Genomic DNA, 21,740 nt, shown 5'->3' with positions numbered 1-21,740 from the left:
TTGATCCGGTCGAAACAAAGCGGTGTTATGGGGCGGTAGTGATCAATGCCGAACCGACGTGTCGCCAGTCCTCGTTCATCAATGTGGCGTGCAGGTCGGTTGCCTTGAGCAGGGTTTTGGCGCAGAGCCCGGTGAGCCTGACGGCCTGGTGGCAACGCAGGATCCAGTCCAGGTCGGCCAGGGTGTTTACCTGTTTGTTCGGCAGATGGGCGGCCAGATGCTCAATCTCGCCGACCTCCCACTTGAGCAGGGCGGCCAGTCGTGTGGTGGCAGAGGTGTCGACGCCGGCCGGAGAGGGTGTGTTGGCGCGTTGCAGATAATCGAGCACGCTGTCCTGGGCCAGCCCATAGGTGTCGAGGCAGTGGGCAAAGCGCTGCAGCAGGTAGAGCGTGTTCAATGTCAGCTTGAGCAGCGAGCCTTGCGTCTGCTCCTGGCTCAACCAGTGCGGGTGGAGCAAAAAGGTGTTCAGGGTCTGGCGGCTCACCGCCAGCTCCAATAACTCTTCGGCGTCCGGCAACAGCAGCAACAGATGTTTGACCAGGTCCAGGTGGGATTGCGCAGTGGCCGTACGCGCAATCTGGCGGGCGGCGAGCCTGCGCGATTGCAGGTGCAGTGCCGGATCGCCAGGCACATTCGATGGGGTGCTGAACAGCGCATCGATTTTGTCCTTCAAGGGCTGCAGCTGCCGATAGAACTCGCCCAGCTTCTTGGTTATTGCGTGTTTGGCAACGGCGTGCTGGGCCGCGTTGCGGTCCGGGTCCAGGCTCAGGGTTCGAGCTTCAATGAGTTGCACCAGTGTCCTGGGCAGTTCCGTGGGGGCTGACGGCTTGAACTGGGGGGGGCTGTGCAGCAGGCCCTGAACAATAAGGGCATGCCAGGGAATGGGCGCGGACCTGGTGTCAGGCTCGGGCTGGGGCAGCGTAAGGTCGGCGATGTCTTCTGGCGCCAGCAGTCCCTGTCGGGTCAATTGCACCAGGTCATCGAGCTGGTTGAGGTACGCCTGGATCTGGGCCGGCTGTACGTCCGGCTCCAGGACTAATCGGCGGCGAAGCTGGTCAACCGATTGGCGTGTGTCCTTGAGCCAACCGACCAGCCAATCCATTTGCATCAGCACATCGAGCATGTCTGGCGGTGCGTTGACGCCGGAGCGGCGCAGTGAGGGGTTGACCAGTTGGACTGTGTAATCCGTCCCGCCGAGCAGTGCCGCCACGTGATGACTGTCGAGCACCGAGAGCCCGAACAACCGTGCGATACGGGCCTGGCGGTACAGGGCGCTATAGAACGTCAGCGGCGGGCAGGGCGAAGGCAGGTATCGACGCGCCTGGCCGATCACCCAATGCAAGGCGTCGGGGGTGTCCCCAAGGTTCAGACCCGCACACAGCCGATGTCGAAGGTTGTCCGGCAGCGCTTCATGCAGCGCCAAATTCGGCACATCCACCCGCAGTGTCTCGCCTGGCATTGAAGCGTGGTTGAACACCTGGTCATACAGCGACAGGCGATTGCCCGACGCCCACACAGGGAGTTCATCCAGCATCGCCGCGAACCCTTCAAGTGGCAGGCCGTAACGCCGCTCCAGGTAGCGGTAGACACCCAGCGCCCGCAGGGTATTGTCGTTACAGGGCTGATGCAGATCAGCGTCCTGCTCACGCCGCACCACGCTGATCAACAGCGCGTCCAGCGCCTCAAACGGCAGTTGCGTCCAGCGTTGCAGGCGAATCATTCGGTGCAGGCGCTGGTAGCGGTTCCATGAGGTGTTTTGCAGTTCGGCGTTCGCTATCGACAGCGGTTGTTGCGTCTGGGCATTCTCGGTTATCGGGCCGTTCACGTAGGCTGCCCGTTCATGGATCTGTCGCCGGGCGGATCGCCTTGGCAGTGCGGCGGCAGATACATTGCCCGAGAGCACCGGCAGGTCCCTGCCGCAGGCCAGTAATGCCTGGGCCTGGTTGCGAGTCAGTTCGGTTTGGTGCAGCCAGTGGGACATTTTCCTGAGCGACTCCTCCTGGAGGCCGTAGTGCCGCGCGAAAAATTCAGTGGCGTGCAAGTTACCCGAGCTATCCAGAAAGGGTTCCGTCAACAAGTTTTGCTGTGCAGGACTCAAGCCGCACAGCAATCGCTGTGCTTCATAGGCTGCGTGCCTGACCACGCCGTAGGCGTTCTGAGCGCGTTGGGTAGTGGGCAGCTTCAGACTGATGCGATAACTGAGTTCCCCCAGTTGCGGCTTACCTGCGGACAAGCTGAGCCAGCATTGCCGATGGGCTCGCTCAAACGGCAGGGCGAATGGAAAGCGTTGAAGACCGAGCACCGTATCAAGCGAGCGTCCACGGTTTTCCCCCGCGGTCTTTGTAAGGTATGTGTCGATCTGGTGGGCAAGGGTTTCATTAATGATCGACAGTTGGGGGATCACAGCCGTCAGGCTGCGTTCATCGATGGGCAATGCCTTGAGCTCAGGTCGCCGCTGGTCCAGGGTGACTTTGCCGGTCTGGCCGTTTGCGCTGTTTTCAAGCGTCTGGGCAAATACATACAGCGCCTTCAAATAGGCGACGGGGGAATCGATGGCAGCCATGGAGGAAGCCGAGCAAAGCAGCTCCCAGTCTTCCTTGAAGAGCCTGGTGTAGGTGGGCGAATGCGTGTCCATTGTGGTGAATCTCCTGAAAGCCCAGTGCCAATGCCATGGGCAATGGCACGCTAGCATGGGCCTGCAGGCCGGCTCGGTCGGCCGGGTCGCCGAGTAGGCGAGGAGAAATCACTGGTGAAGCTCGATAGCGCGACAGACCCCGTGGGGCTGTCGCTTGAGCTTTGATTGGCGGGTCTGTCAGGCTGCGATGGGTTTGTTGGTCGAGGCTTTTTTGTAGGCCGCTTTCATTGCCTCCATTTCGGCCCCCAGTTCTTCAAGTGTGGCCTTGCCCAGCAGTTTTTTCGCCTGGGGAAACATCTCCGATTCCTCTTCTTCGATGTGGTGCTCAAGCAATTCCTTAAGCACTTTCACACGTCCGGAAAACTCGGTGGAGGAGGGCTCGGTCTGCTTCAGGTCGGGCAGCACCAGCGCGTCGACGGTGCGGTGCTCTTCCTTGGCCTCGTGATACATGACCTCCTGTTCCTTGCCGCCGGCTTTCCTGAAAGCGGGATACAGGATTTCTTCTTCAAGCTGGGTGTGCAGGGTGATTTCCATCTCGAGCCTGGCGAGCAACTCGGTGCGCTTTTTAACCCCGCGCTCGGTGGATTCGCTCAGTTGGGTCAGCAGGGTCTTGACGCGTTCATGGTCGGCTTTGAGCAGATCGATGGCATTCATGTGCAACCTCACGGGTAGTGGTCGGGCATGTCGAAACGCACGCCTCGTAGTGAGAGATTTGCATCAGCCATACCAATTTTCATTGAGGTTAAATCACTATTTAAATCAAGCAGATAGGCGTTTATTTAGGCGTGGTTGTCGTGCAGCTTGCATGGTCTGGTCCTTTGGGGATTGCACAACGCACGCCTGCCGGCGGCTCGTAAGCCTTGCCTGAAAATTCTAATGGAACCCTTGAGCGATCTGCTTGACCTAACCTTTAGACCTCAGGAGGTGAATCATGCAAATAGAATATATCTGGATCATATTGGCAGTGATTCTGCTGCTGTTGGAACTGTGGGCGATCAATATCGTCCTGCGCAGTACCGGTGGCTGGGAGACCAAGGGACTGTGGGTGGTGGTGCTGGTTTTTGTGCCGCTGTTGGGGTTGATCGCATGGGCGATGTTCGGGCCCAAGCGCGAGATGGCAGAGCATCGCAAGAGCTGAGTCGGTGAGCCCTATAAAAACAGGCGCCCCATGGGCGCCTGTTGTCATTCGTTAGTTAGGATCAGCCCGCCACAGCCTTGGCAATCGCCTCATTGAATGCCGGCAAATCGTCCGGTGTACGCGAGGTGATCAAGGTCCAGCCATTGGCTTTGCATTCCTTGACCTCGGCATCCACCACGCCGGCAGCGCCAGCGTTTTCCAGGTCTATGCGCACGCTTTTGTACGAGGTCAGGGTTTTACCCTTGACCACGCCGGCGTCGATCAGCGTCCACGGCCCGTGGCAGATCGCGGCAATGGTCTTGCCTGCCTGAGCGAACTCGTTGATCAAGCGCAACGCCGCGGCGTCCTGGCGCAAGGTGTCGGCATTCACCGTCCCGCCCGGGATGACCAGTGCATCGAAGTTGCCGCCGACCACATCAGACAATTGCACATCGGACTCTACAGTCCCGTCCTTTTCGGTATCGCCGACAAAGGTCTGGGTGGTGCCGCCCTTGCTGGAGGCGTGCGTCACGGTCGCGCCGTAGCCACGCAGGGTTTCCAGGGGTTTGAGCAGCTCGTCGCGCTCGATCCCGGTGTTGGACGTGATAACGAGGATTTTCTTGCCTGTGAGTTGCGAACTCATATTCAGATGCCTCCTGTGTCAGGTTAATTACTTGGCGTATTTGCTTTGCAGTTCCTTGGCCATTTTCAAATGAGCCTCAAGGGTCGGCAGCGTCTTGGCAGCGAAAGCTTTCAGCTCGGCGTTGTCCGAAGAGGCCGCTTCTTTCTTGAACAGTTCGACGGTTTTTTCATGGGCGGCCACCTGGTTGTTGGCGTAGGCCTTGTCGAACGACTCATCGCGCATTTCCAGAATCGCTTTCTTCGCCTTGTCGGTCAGGGCGGCGTCATCCGGCACCTCGATATCGAGTTTTTTTGCCAGAGTCATGAGCTCGTTATTGGCTTTGGTATGGTCGGTCACCATGTGCTGCGCGAAGGTTTTGATGTCTGCCGAGCTGCTTTTTTCCAGCGCCAGCTTGCCGGCTTCCACCTCGGTAATGCCGCCCTCGGCGGCGTTGTCGACAAAGTCGTTGGACGTGGCTGCCATCGCAGTAGACATCGAGCCGGCAACCAGTGCGAAGGTCAGGCCCATTTGTTTCATCAGTCGAGTGGTCATGGTGTCTCTCCTCAGGAAATGGCGTGATGCCGTACCCAAGAGTTGAGCGGGGTGCCGAGCAAAAGGTTTAATTTTTTTTGCGCGCGATTGCCCGACGGTCAGGCGTGGCAATTTCCTTGAACCAATTCAAATTCAGCGTGTTCTGCTGCATAAGGCCGCCACTGTTTGGAGGCCCTTATTTTCAGGAGATTGCACAGTGAACGAACACACGCGCGGCGATAAAACCCCCGACCCTGTCAGCTCTGAAGACGCGCAGAAGGGTAAGGCTGAAGGTACGAAAGGGCAGACACTGGAGCGTGCAAACCCGAAGACCGAAACCATCGACAAAGTCGTGACACCTACCTCGATCAAGGACATTGAACGTCAGACGGATGCGATCAACGAGACGCTCGACAAGGGGCATTGAGCATGGCTCGTTCCATCAGCGCGGCGCAGTTGGGCATCCAGCTCAAGCCTGATGATGACGCCAGCCTGTTCAAGTGGTTTATCGCCAGCTTCCTGATGGGCAAGCGCATTCAGGCACCCATCGCCGCCCAGGCGTACAAGGTGATCGTTGAGGAGGAGGGGCGTAATACGCCGCGCAAATTGCAGCACTGCACATCGCGGGAGTTGGTGGCGATGCTGGGGCGGGCGCATTACGTGCGTTACGACGAAACCACGGCGCAACGCCTGCTGGACCTGAGTGCCAGGCTCAATGCCGATTACGGCGGCAAGATCACCAGGATTCGGCAGGCCAGCGAAGATCGCCAGGCGTTTGAACAGCGCCTGGCTGAATTCGACGGTGTTGGCCCCAAGACCATCGAGATTTTTATGCGTGATGCGGCGGATGTGTTGTTCTGACCCAGCATGTGCTTACCAGCCGCAGGCTTCTGCTTTTCTGTAGGAGCGAGCTTGCTCGCGAAAAACTGGAGAGCGCCGCATTCATCAGTCGTTGCTGCGTCACTGATCTATCACCCGCTGCACCTCTAACCCCAACTGCTCATAGGCCTCCACCCCCGGCGCATCCCACTCGGTAATCAGCGTATGAATACGACTGCACGGCGCCACCACAAACGGTTCCACCGCGCCGAGTTTGTCTGAGGTTGTCACCGCCACCACCTGGGACGCGCTGTCGATCAAGGCTTGCTTGACCGCCACCTCGCCGAAGTGCAGCGAGGTAATGCCCACTTGCGGGTGCAGCGCGCAGACGCCGGTAAACAGCAGGTCGGCCTTGATGCTCTGGATCAGGCGCAGCGCTTCATGGCCGCCGGTTGAAAGGGTGGCGGGATTGAGTTGGCCGCCGGCCAGGATCACCTTTACATGCGGATGGTCCGCCAGGGCGATGGCAATCATCGGCGACGGGGTGACCACGGTCAGGTGAATGGTGTGCGGCAATGACTGAGCGATTTGCAAGGTGGTGGAGCCGGAATCGAACAGCACGATCTGGCCATCTTCAACCCGCTCCGCCGCCAGACGTGCAAGGTCGCGTTTGACCTCGGTAGTCTCGCCGACACGGGTAAAGAAGTCCTTGCCGGTGTCCCTGGGCCGGGGCAGGGCGCCGCCGTGTACGCGCTGCAATAAACCCGCGGCGGCGAGTTCGCCGAGGTCGCGGCGAATGGTGTCTTGGGACACGGCGAAATGCTCGACAAGCTCCGAGGCGGTGACCTTGCCGTCGCGTTCAAGCAGCAACAGGATCTTTTGTTTACGCAGAGAGGGCAGGTCGATGGCTTGATGGGCGTTGTGCATGTTTGTGCGCTTTATTGCGGGTTTATGCGAGATTAATCACCGGCTGCGATAAACGCAACGGCTGGTTGCCTGGGCGATGGCCGGTTACTCTCTGTGTTCAGTTCAGGGAGAGGTGACCCGATGTCGTTGATCACAACCATCGAAGACTTACGCAAGCTGGCGCAAAAGCGTGTGCCGCGGATGTTCTACGACTACGCCGATTCCGGCTCCTGGACTGAGAGCACCTACCGCGCCAATGAAAGCGATTTTGCGCGCATCAAGTTCCGCCAGCGCGTGGCGCGCAATATCGATGAGCGTTCGATCCGCGCCAGCATGATTGGCCAGGACATGGCCATGCCCGTGGCCCTGGCACCTACCGGCCTGGCCGGTATGCAACATGCCGATGGCGAAATCCTGACCGCCCGCGCTGCGGCGGCGTTCGGCCTGCGCTACACCTTGTCGACCATGAGTATTTGCTCGCTGGAAGACATTGCCGAGCATGTCGGTCAGCCCTTTTGGTTCCAGCTTTATGTGATGCGCGACCGTGGGTTTATCGAGCAACTGATCGAACGCGCCAAGGCTGCCGGGGTGGATGCGCTGGTGCTGACACTGGACCTACAGATCCTGGGGCAACGCCACAAAGACTTGATCAATGGCTTGTCGGCGCCGCCCAAACTGACCCTGCCCAATCTCCTCAACATGATGACCAAGCCGCGCTGGGTCATGGGTATGCTCGGCACCCAGCGGCGTGGCTTCGGCAATATCGTCGGGCATGTGAAGGGCGTGGCCGATATGAGTTCGCTGTCGTCATGGACGGCGCAGCAGTTCGACCCGCGTCTGAGTTGGGACGATGTGGAGTGGATCAAGAAGTGCTGGGGCGGCAAGTTGATCATCAAGGGCATCCTCGATGTGGAGGATGCGCGGCTGGCGGCCGACTCCGGCGCGGATGCGTTGGTGGTGAGCAACCACGGTGGTCGGCAACTCGATGGTGCGCCGTCGAGCATCAGCCAGTTGCCGGCCATTGTTGAAGCCGTAGGCAACCGCATTGAAGTGTGGCTCGACGGTGGCATTCGTTCCGGCCAGGACGTGCTCAAGGCCATGGCGCTGGGCGCCAGGGGCACCATGATCGGTCGCCCGCACTTGTATGGCCTGGGGGCGATGGGCGAGGCGGGTGTGACCAAGGCGCTCGATATCATCGCCCGTGAGTTGGACGTGTCGATGGCGTTGTGTGGCTATAACGATATACGCGATGTGAATCGCGAAATTTTGCTGCCTGGCACCTTTCCTGAAAGTGCTGCCTGAGCAAAAAAACGTAAAAATATAAAAAGAGTTGTCCACGAAAACCGTGGGTATCTCTGTGGATAACTTTGCGAAGGCCCGGCAGCGTTGGCGATTTGAGCGAAGATCATTATTTGATCAACTTCAGTTTCGGGCCAGCATGGGCAGGGTTTGCGCTTGACAGCCAAGCGCGAACCCAGTGCCGAAATGTATGTTTATGACGCGTTGTCGCGCCCTGTGGAGTGTGTCACTACGCGGGCGGGCATCTTCGTGCGCATGAGGTTTTCCAGCGCCTTGCCATAGCTGCGACCGGCCAGGCTCATGCTGTTGTTATGGCTGGCACCGGGCACCAATAACAAATGCTTGGGTTGCTGGGCGGCTTCAAATAATTGCTGGCTGAAGCGCGGTGGAACATAGCGGTCATCGAGGCCGTGGACCACCAGCAAGGGCATGTGGATGTCGGCAATCTTGTCGATGGAGTCGAACTTCTGCGACAGCAGCCAGCGCACCGGCAACGAGGTGTTGGCAACGGCCGTGGCCACATCCGCCAAAGAGGTGAACGTGGATTCGATCACCAGCCCGCGTACCGGCAGTGGCACTTGCTTGCCCAGCTCAGCGGCGAGATCGATAGCGACTGCACCTCCCAGTGAGTGCCCATAGATCAGACGCTTGCCCGGGTCTGGCTGCAGGATCTGGAAGCGTTCCCAGGCGATGCGTGCGTCTTCGTTGACCGTGGTCTCGGATGGCAAGTCGCCCTGGCTTTGGCCAAAGCCGCGATAGTCGATGGCCAGCACCGAGAAGCCCAGTGCGTGCAATTGCTCGATGCGAAACAGCTGGCCCGTGAGGTTCCAGCGCACCCCGTGCAGGTAGAGGATGGCCGGTGCGTCTTTGTTCGCGGCCGGGTACCACCAGCCATGAATGTTCTGCCCCGACTTGAAACTGGCGGGCTTGAGTTCGAACTCCTGCACGGCCTTGGGCAGGCCGGTGTACCAGCTGGCCGTCCCCGGTTCGATGCGAAACACCAGTTCGCGTTCCTTGTGTTGCAGCACGGCGCAGCCGACCGGCAGGCCGATGACCAACGCGGCCATGCACAGCAAGGGCAGCCAGCGCAGGCCCAGGCGGGTGATAAAACGGGATAGCATGAAGGCTCCAGGACAAAGGCGAAGCACGGGTTTTACCAGAAGGCTCGCGAACGCAGGTATTAATACGACGATCGTGAAAGGTGAAAGTGTTACAGCATTGAACAACCCGGGTGTGAGTTGCTAGGGTGGGCAGCTTCACAGCAGAGCAAACCCTGTAGTTTGCGCAGGTAAAACCGCTCTCTGCTCCACCTGCATAGGCCCATCCATGAACAGCAGCCCCGTGCGCATCACCGCCGAAGAAACCCTCTCGGACAACTGGTACCTGTTGAAGAAATACAGCTTCGACCTGCGCCGTCGCGACGGCAGCTGGCAAGCCCAGACGCGTGAGGTCTACGACCGGGGCAACGGCGCAACGATCCTCTTGTACAACCGCGAGCGCCGCACGGTGCTGCTGATTCGCCAGTTCCGTATGCCGACGTTCGTCAACGATTACTCCGGCTACCTGATCGAAGCGGCGGCCGGCTTGCTCGACAACGCCAGCCCCGAAGAGCGCATACGCCTGGAAGCCGAAGAAGAGACCGGCTACCGCGTGGGCCACGTGGAAAAAATCTACGCGGCGTTCATGAGCCCGGGCTCGGTAACCGAGCGAATTCACTTTTTTATCGGCGAGTATCAGCCCGGGGATCGTGTGGGGGCGGGCGGCGGGCTGGAAGAAGAAGGCGAGGACATCGAGGTGTTGGAGCTGGGGTTCGAGCAGGCACTGGCGATGGTGCAGAGCGGCGACATCGTGGATGGCAAAACCATTATGTTATTGCAGCATTTGGAGCTGCGGATGTTGAGAGACGGTTGGTGACCGGGCCGAACGTACAGGCAAAAAAATCCCGCCTGTGAAGGCGGGATAGTTTGAGCGCAGTTACCCCGAATCAGGAAGGGAACAGTTCGCTTAATTTCATCGCCAGCATCATGTCGCCTTCGGTGCGCAATTTGCCGCCCATGAATGCTTGCATACCGTCGGTGGAACCGTCGACGATGCCTTCCAGAGTCTCGCTGTCCATCACCAGAGTGACCTGAGCGTCAGGGTTTTCACCTTCTTTGAGTTCGCAGGTCTTGTCCTTGACCACCAGCGAAAAATTCTTGGTGTCGTCGATACGGAAACCGAACACCAGGTCCAGGCCTTCGGCAGCGCCTGGGTTGAATTTGGCTTTCATTGCTTCTACAGCTTTGGCTACGTCAGTCATGGTTTCGATCCTTTATGGTGAGTCCAGTGACCTTGGGGTCACGGTTGGCCGCAGCTCATCGGAAAGTGATGAGCTGCGGCGCCTTCAACAGTTGCAGGTGGGCATGACTGTTGAAGGAAGCCAGTGCCACCTCGCGACCGCGGAATTTCAGCTGGTTGAGCGAGGTGTTTACAATTTGCCAGTTCATTTCGAACGCCTGCGCGGCAGGCATTCGGGTAATCAGGTGAAGCAGGGCGGTGATGGTGCCGCCGGACGTGAACACTGCGATTTTGTCGGCGCTCCGGGCGGCGTCAAGGATGCGCTGCAGGCCACCCTGCACGCGCTCGACGAACCCCAGCCAACTTTCCAGCCCCGGCGGGTCATAGGTGCCGGCCAGCCAGCGCTCGATGATCAGAGCGAAGATGCGCTGGAACTCGCTGCGGTTCTGCGGGCCATTGCGCAGGATATGCATGGCATTGGGCTCGCTGCCGAGTAAATCAGGCAGCAGGCCGCGAATGATGGCTTCGCCGTCGAATTCATTAAAGGCGCTGTCGGTTTCCAGCATCGGCACCGGCAGGCCCAGGGCGCTGTATTGATCGAACGTAGCGGTAGCGGTGTGCTGCTGGCGACGCAGGTCGCCGGCAATGCAGCGATCGAACACGAGGCCCAGGTCTGCCAGATGGCGACCGAGCACTTGCGCCTGTTCCACACCGACGGGCGACAGGACGTCATAGTCGTCTGCACCGAAGGAGGCTTGGCCATGTCGAATCAGATAGATGCTGCCCACGTCCGTTTTCCCGGTACGTTGAAAGTCTGGCGAGGTTATGAGGATGCCTGCGAGCTGTCAATGAAAAAACATACGCTTGTTTTAAAAGCCCGTTGGAGCCCACCTGCTGGCGGTTTGATCACTGGCTCCAACGCAGTGGCGTCGGTATGCTGGGGCCATCCGCGCCTGGCGCAGTGCATTCTTAAGGAGACATATGGATTTTTTGGCCGAATACGCGAGCTTTTTGGCGAAGACCGTCACCCTGGTGGTCGCTATTCTGGTGGTATTGATCAGCTTCGCAGCGCTGCGCAGCAAGGGTCGTCGTAAAGCCGCCGGCCAATTACAGGTCAGCAAGCTGAACGATTTCTACAAGGGCCTGCGCGAGCGCCTGGAGTCGAGCCTGCTCGACAAGGACCAGCTCAAGGCGCTGCGCAAGTCTGAAAGCAAAGCCGAAAAGAAGAAAGACAAGAAGAAGCCCGAGGTCAAGCCACGGGTGTTTGTGCTGGATTTCAATGGCGACATCAAGGCGTCAGCCACCGAAAGCCTGCGCCACGAAATCACTGCACTGCTGAGCCTGGCTACCCCGAAGGATGAAGTGGTGCTGCGCCTGGAAAGCGGCGGCGGCATGGTGCACAGCTATGGCCTCGCTTCGTCGCAACTGGCGCGTATTCGCCAGGCCGGCGTGCCGTTGACCGTGTGCATCGACAAAGTGGCGGCCAGCGGCGGCTACATGATGGCGTGCATCGGCGAGAAGATTATCAGTGCACCCTTCGCCATACTCGGCTCCATTGGCGTGGTGGCGCAGTTGCCCAACGTCAACCGCCTGCTGAAAAAGCACGACATCGACTTCGAAGTGCTGACCGCCGGTGAATACAAGCGCACCCTTACGGTGTTTGGCGAAAATACCGAGAAAGGCCGGGAGAAATTCCAGGAAGATCTGGATATCACCCACCAGTTGTTCAAGAACTTCGTCTCGCGCTACCGCCCACAGCTGGCGATTGACGAGGTGGCGACCGGTGAAGTGTGGCTGGGTGTTGCCGCCCTCGACAAACAGCTGGTCGATGAGCTGCAAACCAGCGACGAATACCTGGCCACCAAGGCCAAGACCGCCGAAGTGTTCCACTTGCACTATGCCGAGCGTAAGAGCCTGCAAGAGCGCGTGGGCCTGGCGGCCAGTGGTTCGGTGGACCGGGTGCTGTTGACCTGGTGGAGCCGGTTGACCCAGCAGCGGTTCTGGTAAGCCGCCACTGAAAACACGGGTGAACCAGGTGTGAAGCACCTTCTGTAGGAGCGAGCTTGCTCGCGAAAAATTTCAACGATAACGCGTGTTTCCTGAATAAACGTGGCGTTTGTGAGTTTTTCGCGAGCAAGCTCGCTCCTACAGGGCCCTGGGCAAGATCAGACCAGGCGAGGCTGAATAGAGTCCGCCAACTGCGTAAGGATCAGGCAGCACGACACCGCTCCGGCATCCAGCACCCCGAGTGAACGCTCTCCCAAACGACTGGCCCGACCAATCTTGGCCACCAGGTCCTTGGTCGAATCCCGCCCTTGAGAAGCGGCGCTTTTCATCGCATCGAGTGCATCGTTGAACGAAGCCCCAGACCCATGAGCCCGTTCAAACGCCTCCACCGCCGGAATCAAAGTATCCATCAAGCACTTGTCGCCCACACCGGCTTCGGTGATGTCCTGCAACGAGGTCAGGCCCCCGCGCAGCAGCTGGGCGAAGGTGGCGGCGTCAATCTTCTCGCTGCTGCGCACTTGATCGGCCATGCCGATAAACAGGCTGCCATATAACGGCCCCATGGAGCCGCCGATGCCTTCCATCAGGCTCAGGGTCAATTCGTCCAGCGCCTCGGCCAGGGTCAATTGGCGCCCTTCGATGGTACGACCACAATGGGCGAAACCCTTGGCCATGTTGATGCCGTGGTCACCATCGCCAATGGCGCCGTCGACTTCGCTGAGGTATTCACGGTTGGCCACGATCACGCTGACCAGGTCGGCGACGATGGCGCTGCCGTCATGGGTGGAAAAGTGCTGGCTCATGGTTCACTCCGCCTGTGTCATGCCGATGGAACGGCAGGGTTGGTCGATCAGGGTTTTGAGTTCGGCATCGAGGCCGAGCAGGGTCAGGGTCACGCCCATCATTTCCAGGGAGGTGAAGTAGTTGCCGACGTAGCAACGGTGAATTTTCAAGCCCTTGGCCTTGAGTTGTTTTTCCACCTCGGCGTAGAAAATATACAGCTCCATGACGGGTGTAGCGCCAAGGCCCGAGACCAGCACCACTACACTGTCGTCCTGGCTGAAATCGCGGTCGGCCAGGATTGGCGCCAGCATCCGCTCGGCCATGGCGGCGGCCGGTTCAATCGGGATGACTTCGATGCCCGGCTCGCCATGATGGCCGATGCCCAATTCCATTTGGCCGTCGGGGATCTGGAAGTTCGGCTTGCCCACGGCGGCGATGGTGCAGGGCGTAAGGCCGATGCCGATTGAGCGGCACTGATCGACGGTTTTCTGCGCGACACGTATGACCCCGTCCAAATCGTAATGCTGGGCGGCGGCGGCACCGCCGATCTTCCACATGAAGATTTCCCCGGCCACGCCGCGACGCTTGGCGATATCGGCCTTGGGCGCGGACGCCACGTCGTCGTTGGCGACCACCGTGCGGATGCGCATATCTTTGCTGGCGGCCATCTTCATCGCCAGCTTGACGTTCATATTGTCGCCCGCGTAGTTGCCATACAGGCAGGCGACGCCTGCGCCATGGTCGGCGGCGCGGAAGGCGTCGAAAAAACTCTTGGCAGTGGGTGAGGAAAAAATCTCACCGACGGCGACGGCATCCACCAGGCCCGGGCCGACGTACCCGAGGAACGCCGGTTCATGCCCGGAGCCGCCCCCGGTGACGATGCCGACCCGGCCCTGGCCGGAGGGCCGAGCCTTGACGATGACCCGTGGGTTGGTTTCGTACTGACGCAGTTCCGGGTGCGCGACCAGGATGCCGCGCAGCATGTCCTCGACCACTTGGTCGGGATCGTTGATGACTCGATTCATAACGCGGGTTCCTGTGTTCTTGTTGTAAGGGGCGGCACTATTCCCCTGTGGGAGCTGGCTTGCCTGCGATGGCGGTGTGTCAGTTGGCGCATTTTTATCTGGTGCACCGTCATCGCAGGCAAGCCAGCTCCCACAGGGTTGTGTGTTGTCGCTGCAATCAGGGTTCGAGCACAACCTTCAGCGATTTATCGCCGCGCTCCATCACTGCAAACGCCTCCTTGAAGTCCGCCAGCGCAAACTTGTGGGTCACCACATCGCGCATGTCGATTTTGCGGTTGCCGATAAAGTCGATGGCCCTGGGGTACATATAAGGCCCCAGGTGCGAGCCGAGGATATCCAGCTCCTTGCGGTCGCCAATGATCGACCAATCCACCGTGGCCTCGTCATTGAATACGCTGAACTCGACGAAGCGCCCCAGCTTGCGCAGCATCGCCAACCCCTGGTTCACCGCCTTGTGATGCCCGGTGGCTTCGATATAGATGTCGCAGCCGTAGCCGTCGGTAATCTCGCGGATTTTCGCCAGCACATCGACCTCGGCGGGGTTCCAGACTTCGTCGGCGCCCATGCGCAGGGCGAGGGCGGCGCGTTCGGGTTTCATGTCCAGCACAATAAGCTTTTTCGGGTTGCGCAACCGCACCGCGCCGATGATGCCCAGGCCCAGGGTGCCGGCGCCGGCGACCACCACGATGTCGTCATGGTCGACGTTGGCGCGCTCCGCTGCGTGCAGCGAGCAGGCCAATGGCTCGATCAGGATCGCTTCGTCGGGGGCGATGGATTCCGGCACTTTGTGAATGATGCCTTCCTTGGTAAAGATCATGTACTGAGCCATGGCGCCCTGCACATTGTTCTGGAAGCCATACAGGTCGTGCTTCTGGCACATCCAGTACTGGCCATGGTTGCAGAAGCGGCAACCCCAGCACGGTACGATCTGTTCGGAAATCACCCGGTCGCCGACCGCCACGCCGCGCTTTTCCGCACCCGGGCCGAGGGCGACCACACGGCACACGAACTCATGCCCCGGGATCATCGGCGGCTTCACGTAACGCGGTTGCTCGGCGTCGCCCCAGAACGATGGTGCGCCGCGATAGGTCTTGATATCGCCCATGCAAATGCCGCACAGCTCGACCTTGGTCAGAATCTCGTCGGGGCCTGGGGTGGGTACGTCAACGGTTTCCAGGCGGTAGTCTTCCGGCCCATGGCAGACCACGGCCTGCATGGTTTTGGGGATGCTCGGGGCGAGCTGTTCGGGTGTGCGTTCGGTGACGGTGGACATGACAAGACCTCACGACATTAAGATGAATTACTGAATGCTGTAGCCGCCATCGATCACCATGTTGGCGCCGGTGATCATCTGCGCGGCATCACTGAGCAGGTACAACGCCAGCCCGGCGATTTCTTCCGGTTGGGCAAAGCGCCCCGCCGGGATCTGCAATTTGGCCCGTTCACCCACTTCACCGGCCCAGGCTTTTTTGCCCAGGGCGGTTTCGACAATGGTGGGGGAGATGGCGTTGACGTTGATCTGCGGCGCCCATTCCATGGCCAATACCTTGGTCATGCCGACAATCGCCGCCTTGCTGGCGCAGTAGGCGACGTGACGGTCCAGGCCAATCACGGCAGCCTGGGACGCCAGGTTGACGATGCGCCCGCTGCCCTGGGCGATCATGTGCCTGGCGCAGGCCTGCGCCATGAAAAAACTGGCCTTGAGGTTGATGTCCAGGGTGGTGTCCCAGGCGCTTTCGCTGACGTCGACGGCCTTGTCCAGCAGCACGACGCCTGCGCTGTTGATCAGGTAATCCAGGCGTTGGAAGTGTGCGAAAACCTTGTCGACGGTCGGTTGTATCTGGTCGATCTTCCCGAGGTCGACGGCAATGCCCAGGTGCCCGGCACCCAGGCTGGCGGCCACCTCGACCACCGCTGGGTCGCGGTCAAGCAGCGCCACCCGCGCACCGCGCTCCACCAGCAGGGTGGCACAGGCCAGGCCAATGCCGGCGGCGCCCCCGGTGATCACCGCGCAACGGCCGCTGAGGTCGAAGGCTTGGTTCCAGAAACCAGACATGAATAACTCCCGTTACAGATCAAAAGGTAGAACGCGGTCCAATGTGGGAGCTGGCTTGCCTGCGATTGCATCGACCCGGTCTACCTGATGCACCGAGGTGCCCGCATCGCAGGCAAGCCAGCTCCCACAGTTGACTGTGTTTCAAGCCACTGACTACTTGCCGCCGCTGACTTGCTTGTACAGCGCGTCCGCATTGGCATTGGTCACCGGCACCCAGGGCAGGATGTAGTTCCTGGCCGTGCCGTCAGCCCATTTCACGTCCTTGGCGTAGCGCTCCCAGATCACCGATTGCGGCTTGTAGTCCTCGCCGGCCAGGGCGCGCAGGGCCACGTCCAGTGCGCCCTGGGATTGGGCCTGGGCGTCCTGGAGGAAGGTGGTGACTTCGTCTTTTTTCGCCGCCTGGATCGCATCCGGCATCCCGTCGATGGAGGTCACGGGCACCTCTTTGGAGGTCAGTCCGTGGGACTTCAGAGCCTGCACGGCACCCAGGGCCATATCATCGTTCTGGGCGATCACGCCGTTGATGCCCTTGGGGTGGGCGTTGAGCCAGTCTTCGGTGAGGGTCATGGCCTGGGCGCGGTCCCAGTTGGCGGTTTTCTTCTCGATGATCTTGATGTCGGGGTGTTTACCCAGCACTTCCAGCTCGCCTTTTTCCCGGTCGATCTGCGCCGACTGGCCAATCGGGCCCTGGATGATCACCACGTTGCCCTTGCCGTTGAGCTTGTCGACCATGGCCTGAGCCTGCAGGCGGCCGCCTTCGACGTCGTCGTTCCCCACATACGGCACGCTGGCATCGGCTACTTTCGTATTGGAGGCGATGACCACCACGTCGTTGCTCATGGCCGCCTTGACAGTGCCGACACCGGCCTTGGTATCGATCGGTACAAACAGAATCGCGTCGTAGTGTTGGGTCACCATGTTTTCGATCTGGTTGTTCTGGGTCAGAGCGTCGTAGTTGCCGTCGAATACGGTTAACTGCACGGTGCCATCCTTGACCGCCGGATGTTCCTTGAGCTCGCGCACCCAGTTCTGCATGAACTGGCCCTTGAGGCCGTAGACGGCGGCGCCGATCTTGTAGGTCTTGCCGTCGGCCGCCATGGCGATACTGCTGGCGAGCAGGGAGAGGGCCGCCGCGGCGGCCAGGGTAGTACCCAGTTTCATAAGTCGAACTCCAGTTATTGTTATCGGTCGTTCTTCAGCGTTTTTTCTTGCGCCACACGTCGATCAGTACTGCGAACACGATGATCAGGCCCTTGGCGACCTGCTGGTAATAGGAGGACACGCCGAGCAGGTTCAGGCCGTTGTTGATGACGCCGATCAGCAGCGCCCCGAACAAGGTGCCGACAATGCTGCCGGTACCGCCCGACAGGCTGGTGCCGCCGATCACCACCGCGGCAATCGCGTCCAGCTCATAGGAAACCCCGGCCTGGGGCAGGGCAGAGGTGGTCCGTGCCGACAACACCACGCCGGCCAATCCGGCGAGCAGGCCCGACACCACGTACACCGAAAACATCACCTTGCGCACGCCGATGCCGGAGGTGCGTGCGCTTTTTTCATTGCCGCCCACGGCGTACACATAGCGGCCGTAGGTGGTGTAGCGCAGCACCATCCAGAAGATCAGCGCGACCACGGCGAAGATGATGATCGGCACGCCCACCGGGCCGACCTTGCCGATACCCAGCGCCAGGTAGGCGTCGGGCAGGTCGGTGATCGGGCTGCCGTCATTGAGGATAAAGGTCATGCCGCGCGCGATGCTGAGCATACCCAGGGTGGCCACGAACGGCGGGATCGACAGGTTGGCGACCATAAAGCCGTTGACCACGCCGAGCATCGCCCCGGCAAACATTCCGGCGCTGACTGCCGCCAACAGGCCATAGCCCTGGGTGGCGACCATCGCGCTGCACAAACCGGCAAAGGCCAGGATCGAACCCACCGACAAGTCGATGCCCTTGGTCAGAATCACATACGTCATGCCCACGGCGAGGATGCCGTTGATGGAGGTCTGGCGCAGGATGTCCATCCAGTTGCGCCAGGTCATGAAGTATTCGCTGGAAAACGCCATCACCACGCACAGCACAATAAACACCAGCGGCAGGCCGAAGCGGTCCAGGGACAGGCGCAAGCGATTGCGTGGCGGGGTGGTGACAGGGGCGGCAAGGGTTTTGGCATTCATGAGGCAAGACTCAACAAGGCTTCCTGGGAAAGGGCGGTGTCGGTGCTGATGGTTACCAGCCGTCCGCCCTTGAATACGGCGATGCGATCGCTCAGGTGCAGCAGTTCCGGGGCTTCGGACGACACCACGATGGCGGCGCCACCGGCCCGCACGAACTGGTCGAGCAGGTGGTAGATCTCCTGCTTGGCGCCTTCGTCGATACCGCGGGTGGGCTCATCGCAGAGCAGGCACACCGGCTCGGTGGACAGGCATTTGGCGAGCACGACTTTTTGTTGGTTGCCGCCGCTCATGGACGCCACCGGCAGGTCCAGGGAGCTGGTTTTGATCTGCAGGCGCTTGACCATGTCTTCGGCCAGTTGGGTTTCTTTGCGTGCATTGATCAGCGACCAGCTCGACAGGCGCTTGTAGGCCGACAGCGCAATGTTCGACAGGATGCTGCCGGTCAGCACCAGGCCACTGTCCTTGCGGTCTTCGGTGACCAGTGACATGCCAGCGTGGATGGTGGCCTTGGGCAGCCCGATGGGCATGGGTTTGCCTTGCAGGGTGACGCTGCCGGAATCGGCCACGGTCAGGCCGTAGATGCAGTTGAGAAACTCGCTGCGCCCCGAGCCCATCAGCCCATAAATGCCGAGGATCTCCCCGCGGCGCAATTGCAGGCTGATGTCGTGAAACTCGCCGTTGCGGCTCAGGTTGTCCACTTGCAGGCAGGTATCGGCGGCACATTCGCGGCCAACCTTGTGGTCAATGCGCGTCAGTTCCTGGCCGACAATGCCGCGCACCAGATGGTCACGGTCGATATCGGCCATGCGCCCGCTTTCCACGAAGGCGCCATCGCGGAAGATGCTGTAGTCATCGGCGATTTGCGCCAGTTCGCTCAAGCGATGGGACACGTACACGATGCCGGCGCCCCGTGCCGTAAGGCGGCGTATGGCCTTGAACAGGGTTTCTGCCTCGCGCTCGCCGATGGCTGAGGTCGGCTCGTCCATGATCATTACCTGGCAGTCATGGCTGAACGCCTTGGCGATTTCCACCAGCTGAATCTGCGCCACGCTCAAGCGGTGCATGGGGCTGGTGGCGTCGACCTCGAACTCCAGGCTTTCGAGCAGCTCGCGGGTGCGGCGGTTCAGGGCCTTGCTGTCGACGATGCAACCGGCGCGGCGCGGTTCGCGGCCCAGCCAGATGTTCTCGGCGACGGTCATGTAGGGGATGGGTTCGAGCTCTTGGGTGATCATCGCGATCCCGGCCGCCAGGGCTTCACTGGGGCGGTTGAACTGCACCGGCGTACCGTTGAGCAGAATGCTGCCGGCGTCACGTTGGGTGATGCCCATCAGGATGCTCAGGAAGGTCGACTTGCCGGCGCCATTGCCGCCGCACAGGGCGTGGACGCTGCCGCCGCGCAAGGAAAGGCGCCCGTCACGCAAAGCCGGCACCCCGGCATAAGCCTTGGCGACATGTTCAGCCTGGAGCAGTAATGGCGTGGCCATCGGCGTGTCCTCGTGCTGTGAATTCTTATTAGGTCGCACAGTCATGTTTCGCTGTGAGCATATGTGTATCAAATGAAATTCTGATCAGTCAATCTCTTTCACTTAAAAGCGTTGATTCTCATCTGTAGCGGCAATATTTGCTTTTGAGGCCGCTTTGACCGGAGGGTCTGTTAAATCGCGCTTGACAGATGAGGTGGAATGACCAAGAAATGACTGAGCGAAATTTCACTGAATGATCATATGATCAGTCTTAATCAGGATCAGGGCAGCGGAGCCAGACGCCATGAACACACCCTTTCCGGTGGCTATCGGATGCGATGAAGCGGGTTTTGAGCTTAAAGAGCTGTTGAAGCGGCATATCGAGACGCTGGGTTATCCGGTGACCGACTTCGGCACCCATTCCACCGCGCCGGTGCTCTACCCGGACATCGCGCTGGCCGTGGCCAACGCCATCAGCGCCGGTCAGCAGCGTCTCGGTGTGCTGGTATGTGGCACCGGCATCGGCATGGCCATTTCGGCGAACAAGGTGCTGGGTATCCGTGCGGCCCAGGCCCATGACACTTACTCGGCGGAGCGGGCGCGCAAGAGCAACGATGCGCAGATCCTGTCCATCGGTGCGCGGGTGATCGGCGCGGAGCTGGCCAAGAGCATTGTCACGGCGTTCCTGGCCTCGGAGTTTGAGGCGGCGCGTTCCGGGGCCAAGGTGGAGCGCATCAATGCAATCGAGCGCGATGGGCATCAGTAGTGGACGGCACGGGGCAAGAGTCGGGAGAATGTGCCTTTGACGCCGAAACGGAAGCCCGTCCCCATGAGTGACAGTACCCAGCGCATGGCCAGTGATATCGATCAAATGACCGAAGTGGCGATGCTCTATTACCTTGAGAACGTCACTCAGGAAGCCATTGCCAAACGCTTCGATCTGTCGCGGGCCAAAGTCAGCCGCCTGCTCAAGCGTGCGCGGGACGAGGGTATTGTCGAGGTTCGCGTGTTGCAGCACCCGGCGATGAACAACGAACTGGAACGCGCGCTGGTGGAGCGCTTCAAGCTCGACCGCGCCTTGATCGCCGTTGACCACAGCGATCCCGACACCCAGCGCTCGGCGGTCGCCAGCCTGGTCGCCAACTACCTGAACAAAACCCTGGGCGACGGCATGATCGTCGCCGTGGGCATGGGCCGTAACGTCGGCGCGGTGGCCGATAATGTGTTCCTGCCGGTGACGCGCAACTGCACGTTTGTGTGTGCCATCGGTGGTTCGCTCAAGGCCGGCGAGTACATGAACCCCGACCATATCTGCCGGCGCCTGGCCCTGCGCTTTGGCGGCGAGAGTGAAAGCCTGTACGCCCCGGCACTGGTGGCCAACCCTGAGCTGCGTGGTGTGTTGATCAATAACGACACGGTGCGCTCCACCCTCGACCGCGCGCGACGTGCCGACATCGCGCTGATCGGCATTGGCGACATGAGCGAAAACAGCAATATGGTACGCATGGGCTGGTTCTCGCCCCAGGAAATCGCCCAGGCGCGCTTGTCCGGTACGGTGGGCGACATGATGGGCTATGACTTTATCGACATACACGGCCAGCCGGCGGTCAACGCCATCCAGGGGCGCGTGATCGGGCTGACGGTACAGGAGCTGTTTCGCATTCCGGATGTGGTGGCGATCGCCAGTGAAAACACCAAGGCCGCGGCGACGCTGGGGGCGTTGCGGTCGGGGGTGATCAATACACTGGCGACCACCGTCACCAACGCCCACACCATCCTGGCGCTGGACGATGCCACTCGTAAACCCTGATGAATCGTCTATCTGCCAGGCGGGCAGGCTTTCTGTGGGAGCTGTGCTTCTGATAGGGGTTTACAGGTTTTGTAATAGTTTTGCGTTGTGGGAAATTTGTATTTCGAATGTAGGATTCAAGTCCTTTTGTCATTTCAGGACTTGCATGAACACCCTCTCGGAGCCTCCCAGTCGTCTTTCCCCAAGACAACCGCTGTCGCTGTTCCCCCTGAAGCAC

At 60.1% G+C, this 21,740-nt stretch carries 23 protein-coding genes; 8 read left to right on the top strand and 15 right to left on the bottom strand.

What is annotated here, in order from left to right; genetic code table 11:
• Positions 1 to 25: 25 nt before the first annotated feature.
• Both TX23_RS19400 and TX23_RS19395 read right to left on the bottom strand, forming a co-directional pair.
• Positions 26 to 2,635, bottom strand: a complete 2,610-nt coding sequence (locus TX23_RS19400; protein ID WP_057703593.1) for a Tc toxin subunit A — start codon at positions 2,633 to 2,635, stop codon at positions 26 to 28.
• Positions 2,636 to 2,812: 177 nt separating this feature from the next.
• The gene (locus tag TX23_RS19395; RefSeq protein ID WP_057703592.1) at positions 2,813 to 3,289 is read right to left on the bottom strand and encodes a hemerythrin domain-containing protein; all 477 of its coding nucleotides are present in this window, start codon (positions 3,287 to 3,289) and stop codon (positions 2,813 to 2,815) included.
• Positions 3,290 to 3,566: 277 nt separating this feature from the next.
• Here TX23_RS19395 and TX23_RS19390 point away from each other — a divergent pair, with 277 nt between their 5' ends.
• Entirely contained in the window at positions 3,567 to 3,773 is a 207-nt protein-coding gene (locus TX23_RS19390; protein WP_005788888.1) for a hypothetical protein, read from the top strand.
• 61 nt (positions 3,774 to 3,834) lie between these two features.
• Here the strand turns inward: TX23_RS19390 and TX23_RS19385 are convergent, their stop codons facing one another.
• Positions 3,835 to 4,395: a type 1 glutamine amidotransferase domain-containing protein gene (locus TX23_RS19385; RefSeq protein ID WP_057703591.1), complete on the bottom strand. Its 561-nt coding sequence runs from the start codon at positions 4,393 to 4,395 to the stop codon at positions 3,835 to 3,837.
• A gap of 27 nt (positions 4,396 to 4,422) precedes the next feature.
• Positions 4,423 to 4,926, bottom strand: a complete 504-nt coding sequence (locus tag TX23_RS19380; RefSeq protein WP_057703590.1) for a DUF4142 domain-containing protein — start codon at positions 4,924 to 4,926, stop codon at positions 4,423 to 4,425.
• A gap of 196 nt (positions 4,927 to 5,122) precedes the next feature.
• Here TX23_RS19380 and TX23_RS19375 point away from each other — a divergent pair, with 196 nt between their 5' ends.
• A complete protein-coding gene (locus TX23_RS19375; RefSeq protein WP_057703589.1) occupies positions 5,123 to 5,332 on the top strand; it encodes a hypothetical protein in 210 nt (69 codons plus the stop codon).
• 2 nt (positions 5,333 to 5,334) lie between these two features.
• Positions 5,335 to 5,766 carry a hypothetical protein gene (locus TX23_RS19370; RefSeq protein WP_057703588.1) on the top strand — a complete coding sequence of 144 codons (432 nt, stop codon included), beginning with the start codon at positions 5,335 to 5,337 and terminating at the stop codon, positions 5,764 to 5,766.
• A gap of 99 nt (positions 5,767 to 5,865) precedes the next feature.
• On the opposite strand, the gene TX23_RS19365 is transcribed toward TX23_RS19370, so the two are convergent.
• Complete coding sequence (locus TX23_RS19365) at positions 5,866 to 6,651, bottom strand: DeoR/GlpR family DNA-binding transcription regulator (protein ID WP_057703587.1); 786 nt, start codon at positions 6,649 to 6,651, stop codon at positions 5,866 to 5,868.
• Positions 6,652 to 6,771: 120 nt separating this feature from the next.
• Here TX23_RS19365 and TX23_RS19360 point away from each other — a divergent pair, with 120 nt between their 5' ends.
• Complete coding sequence (locus tag TX23_RS19360; RefSeq protein WP_057703586.1) at positions 6,772 to 7,932, top strand: alpha-hydroxy acid oxidase; 1,161 nt, start codon at positions 6,772 to 6,774, stop codon at positions 7,930 to 7,932.
• Positions 7,933 to 8,123: 191 nt separating this feature from the next.
• Here TX23_RS19360 and TX23_RS19355 read toward each other — a convergent pair whose 3' ends face one another.
• Positions 8,124 to 9,050: an alpha/beta hydrolase gene (locus TX23_RS19355; RefSeq protein ID WP_057703585.1), complete on the bottom strand. Its 927-nt coding sequence runs from the start codon at positions 9,048 to 9,050 to the stop codon at positions 8,124 to 8,126.
• Positions 9,051 to 9,255: 205 nt separating this feature from the next.
• On the opposite strand from TX23_RS19355, the gene TX23_RS19350 reads away from it, so the two are divergent.
• Positions 9,256 to 9,843: an NUDIX domain-containing protein gene (locus TX23_RS19350; RefSeq protein ID WP_057703584.1), complete on the top strand. Its 588-nt coding sequence runs from the start codon at positions 9,256 to 9,258 to the stop codon at positions 9,841 to 9,843.
• Between the two features lie 70 nt (positions 9,844 to 9,913).
• Here the strand turns inward: TX23_RS19350 and TX23_RS19345 are convergent, their stop codons facing one another.
• Together TX23_RS19345 and TX23_RS19340 are read right to left on the bottom strand one after the other, a co-directional pair.
• A complete protein-coding gene (locus tag TX23_RS19345) occupies positions 9,914 to 10,228 on the bottom strand; it encodes an SCP2 sterol-binding domain-containing protein (protein WP_057703583.1) in 315 nt (104 codons plus the stop codon).
• Positions 10,229 to 10,283: 55 nt separating this feature from the next.
• Positions 10,284 to 10,994 carry a histidine phosphatase family protein gene (locus tag TX23_RS19340; RefSeq protein ID WP_057703582.1) on the bottom strand — a complete coding sequence of 237 codons (711 nt, stop codon included), beginning with the start codon at positions 10,992 to 10,994 and terminating at the stop codon, positions 10,284 to 10,286.
• A gap of 193 nt (positions 10,995 to 11,187) precedes the next feature.
• On the opposite strand from TX23_RS19340, the gene sohB reads away from it, so the two are divergent.
• On the top strand, positions 11,188 to 12,213 hold the full coding sequence (gene sohB / locus TX23_RS19335) for a protease SohB (protein WP_057703581.1): 1,026 nt from the start codon (positions 11,188 to 11,190) through the stop codon (positions 12,211 to 12,213).
• Between the two features lie 158 nt (positions 12,214 to 12,371).
• On the opposite strand, the gene dhaL is transcribed toward sohB, so the two are convergent.
• The 7 genes from dhaL to TX23_RS19300 form a co-directional block, all read right to left on the bottom strand.
• Positions 12,372 to 13,016, bottom strand: a complete 645-nt coding sequence (gene dhaL, locus TX23_RS19330; protein WP_057703580.1) for a dihydroxyacetone kinase subunit DhaL — start codon at positions 13,014 to 13,016, stop codon at positions 12,372 to 12,374.
• Positions 13,017 to 13,019: 3 nt separating this feature from the next.
• Positions 13,020 to 14,021: a dihydroxyacetone kinase subunit DhaK gene (locus TX23_RS19325; RefSeq protein ID WP_057703579.1), complete on the bottom strand. Its 1,002-nt coding sequence runs from the start codon at positions 14,019 to 14,021 to the stop codon at positions 13,020 to 13,022.
• Between the two features lie 157 nt (positions 14,022 to 14,178).
• Complete coding sequence (locus TX23_RS19320) at positions 14,179 to 15,294, bottom strand: MDR/zinc-dependent alcohol dehydrogenase-like family protein (protein ID WP_032876099.1); 1,116 nt, start codon at positions 15,292 to 15,294, stop codon at positions 14,179 to 14,181.
• Between the two features lie 27 nt (positions 15,295 to 15,321).
• Positions 15,322 to 16,077 carry an SDR family oxidoreductase gene (locus TX23_RS19315; RefSeq protein WP_057703578.1) on the bottom strand — a complete coding sequence of 252 codons (756 nt, stop codon included), beginning with the start codon at positions 16,075 to 16,077 and terminating at the stop codon, positions 15,322 to 15,324.
• A 153-nt stretch (positions 16,078 to 16,230) separates the two neighbouring features.
• Positions 16,231 to 17,238, bottom strand: coding sequence for a substrate-binding domain-containing protein (locus tag TX23_RS19310; protein WP_057703577.1), 1,008 nt, complete (start codon positions 17,236 to 17,238; stop codon positions 16,231 to 16,233).
• A gap of 34 nt (positions 17,239 to 17,272) precedes the next feature.
• Entirely contained in the window at positions 17,273 to 18,250 is a 978-nt protein-coding gene (locus tag TX23_RS19305) for an ABC transporter permease (protein ID WP_057703576.1), read from the bottom strand.
• A complete protein-coding gene (locus tag TX23_RS19300) occupies positions 18,247 to 19,734 on the bottom strand; it encodes a sugar ABC transporter ATP-binding protein (protein WP_057703575.1) in 1,488 nt (495 codons plus the stop codon). Before TX23_RS19300 ends, TX23_RS19305 begins: the two co-directional genes overlap by 4 nt.
• 283 nt (positions 19,735 to 20,017) lie before the next feature.
• Between TX23_RS19300 and rpiB the strand changes: the two genes are divergently transcribed.
• On the top strand, positions 20,018 to 20,479 hold the full coding sequence (gene rpiB / locus TX23_RS19295) for a ribose 5-phosphate isomerase B (RefSeq protein WP_057703574.1): 462 nt from the start codon (positions 20,018 to 20,020) through the stop codon (positions 20,477 to 20,479).
• A gap of 63 nt (positions 20,480 to 20,542) precedes the next feature.
• Positions 20,543 to 21,523 carry a sugar-binding transcriptional regulator gene (locus tag TX23_RS19290; protein WP_057703573.1) on the top strand — a complete coding sequence of 327 codons (981 nt, stop codon included), beginning with the start codon at positions 20,543 to 20,545 and terminating at the stop codon, positions 21,521 to 21,523.
• The last annotated feature ends 217 nt before the right edge of the window (positions 21,524 to 21,740 follow it).

The sequence above is a fragment of the Pseudomonas paralactis genome, assembly GCF_001439735.1.
GTDB lineage: Bacteria > Pseudomonadota > Gammaproteobacteria > Pseudomonadales > Pseudomonadaceae > Aquipseudomonas > Aquipseudomonas paralactis.
This window is presented reverse-complemented; position numbering and strand designations above follow the sequence as displayed.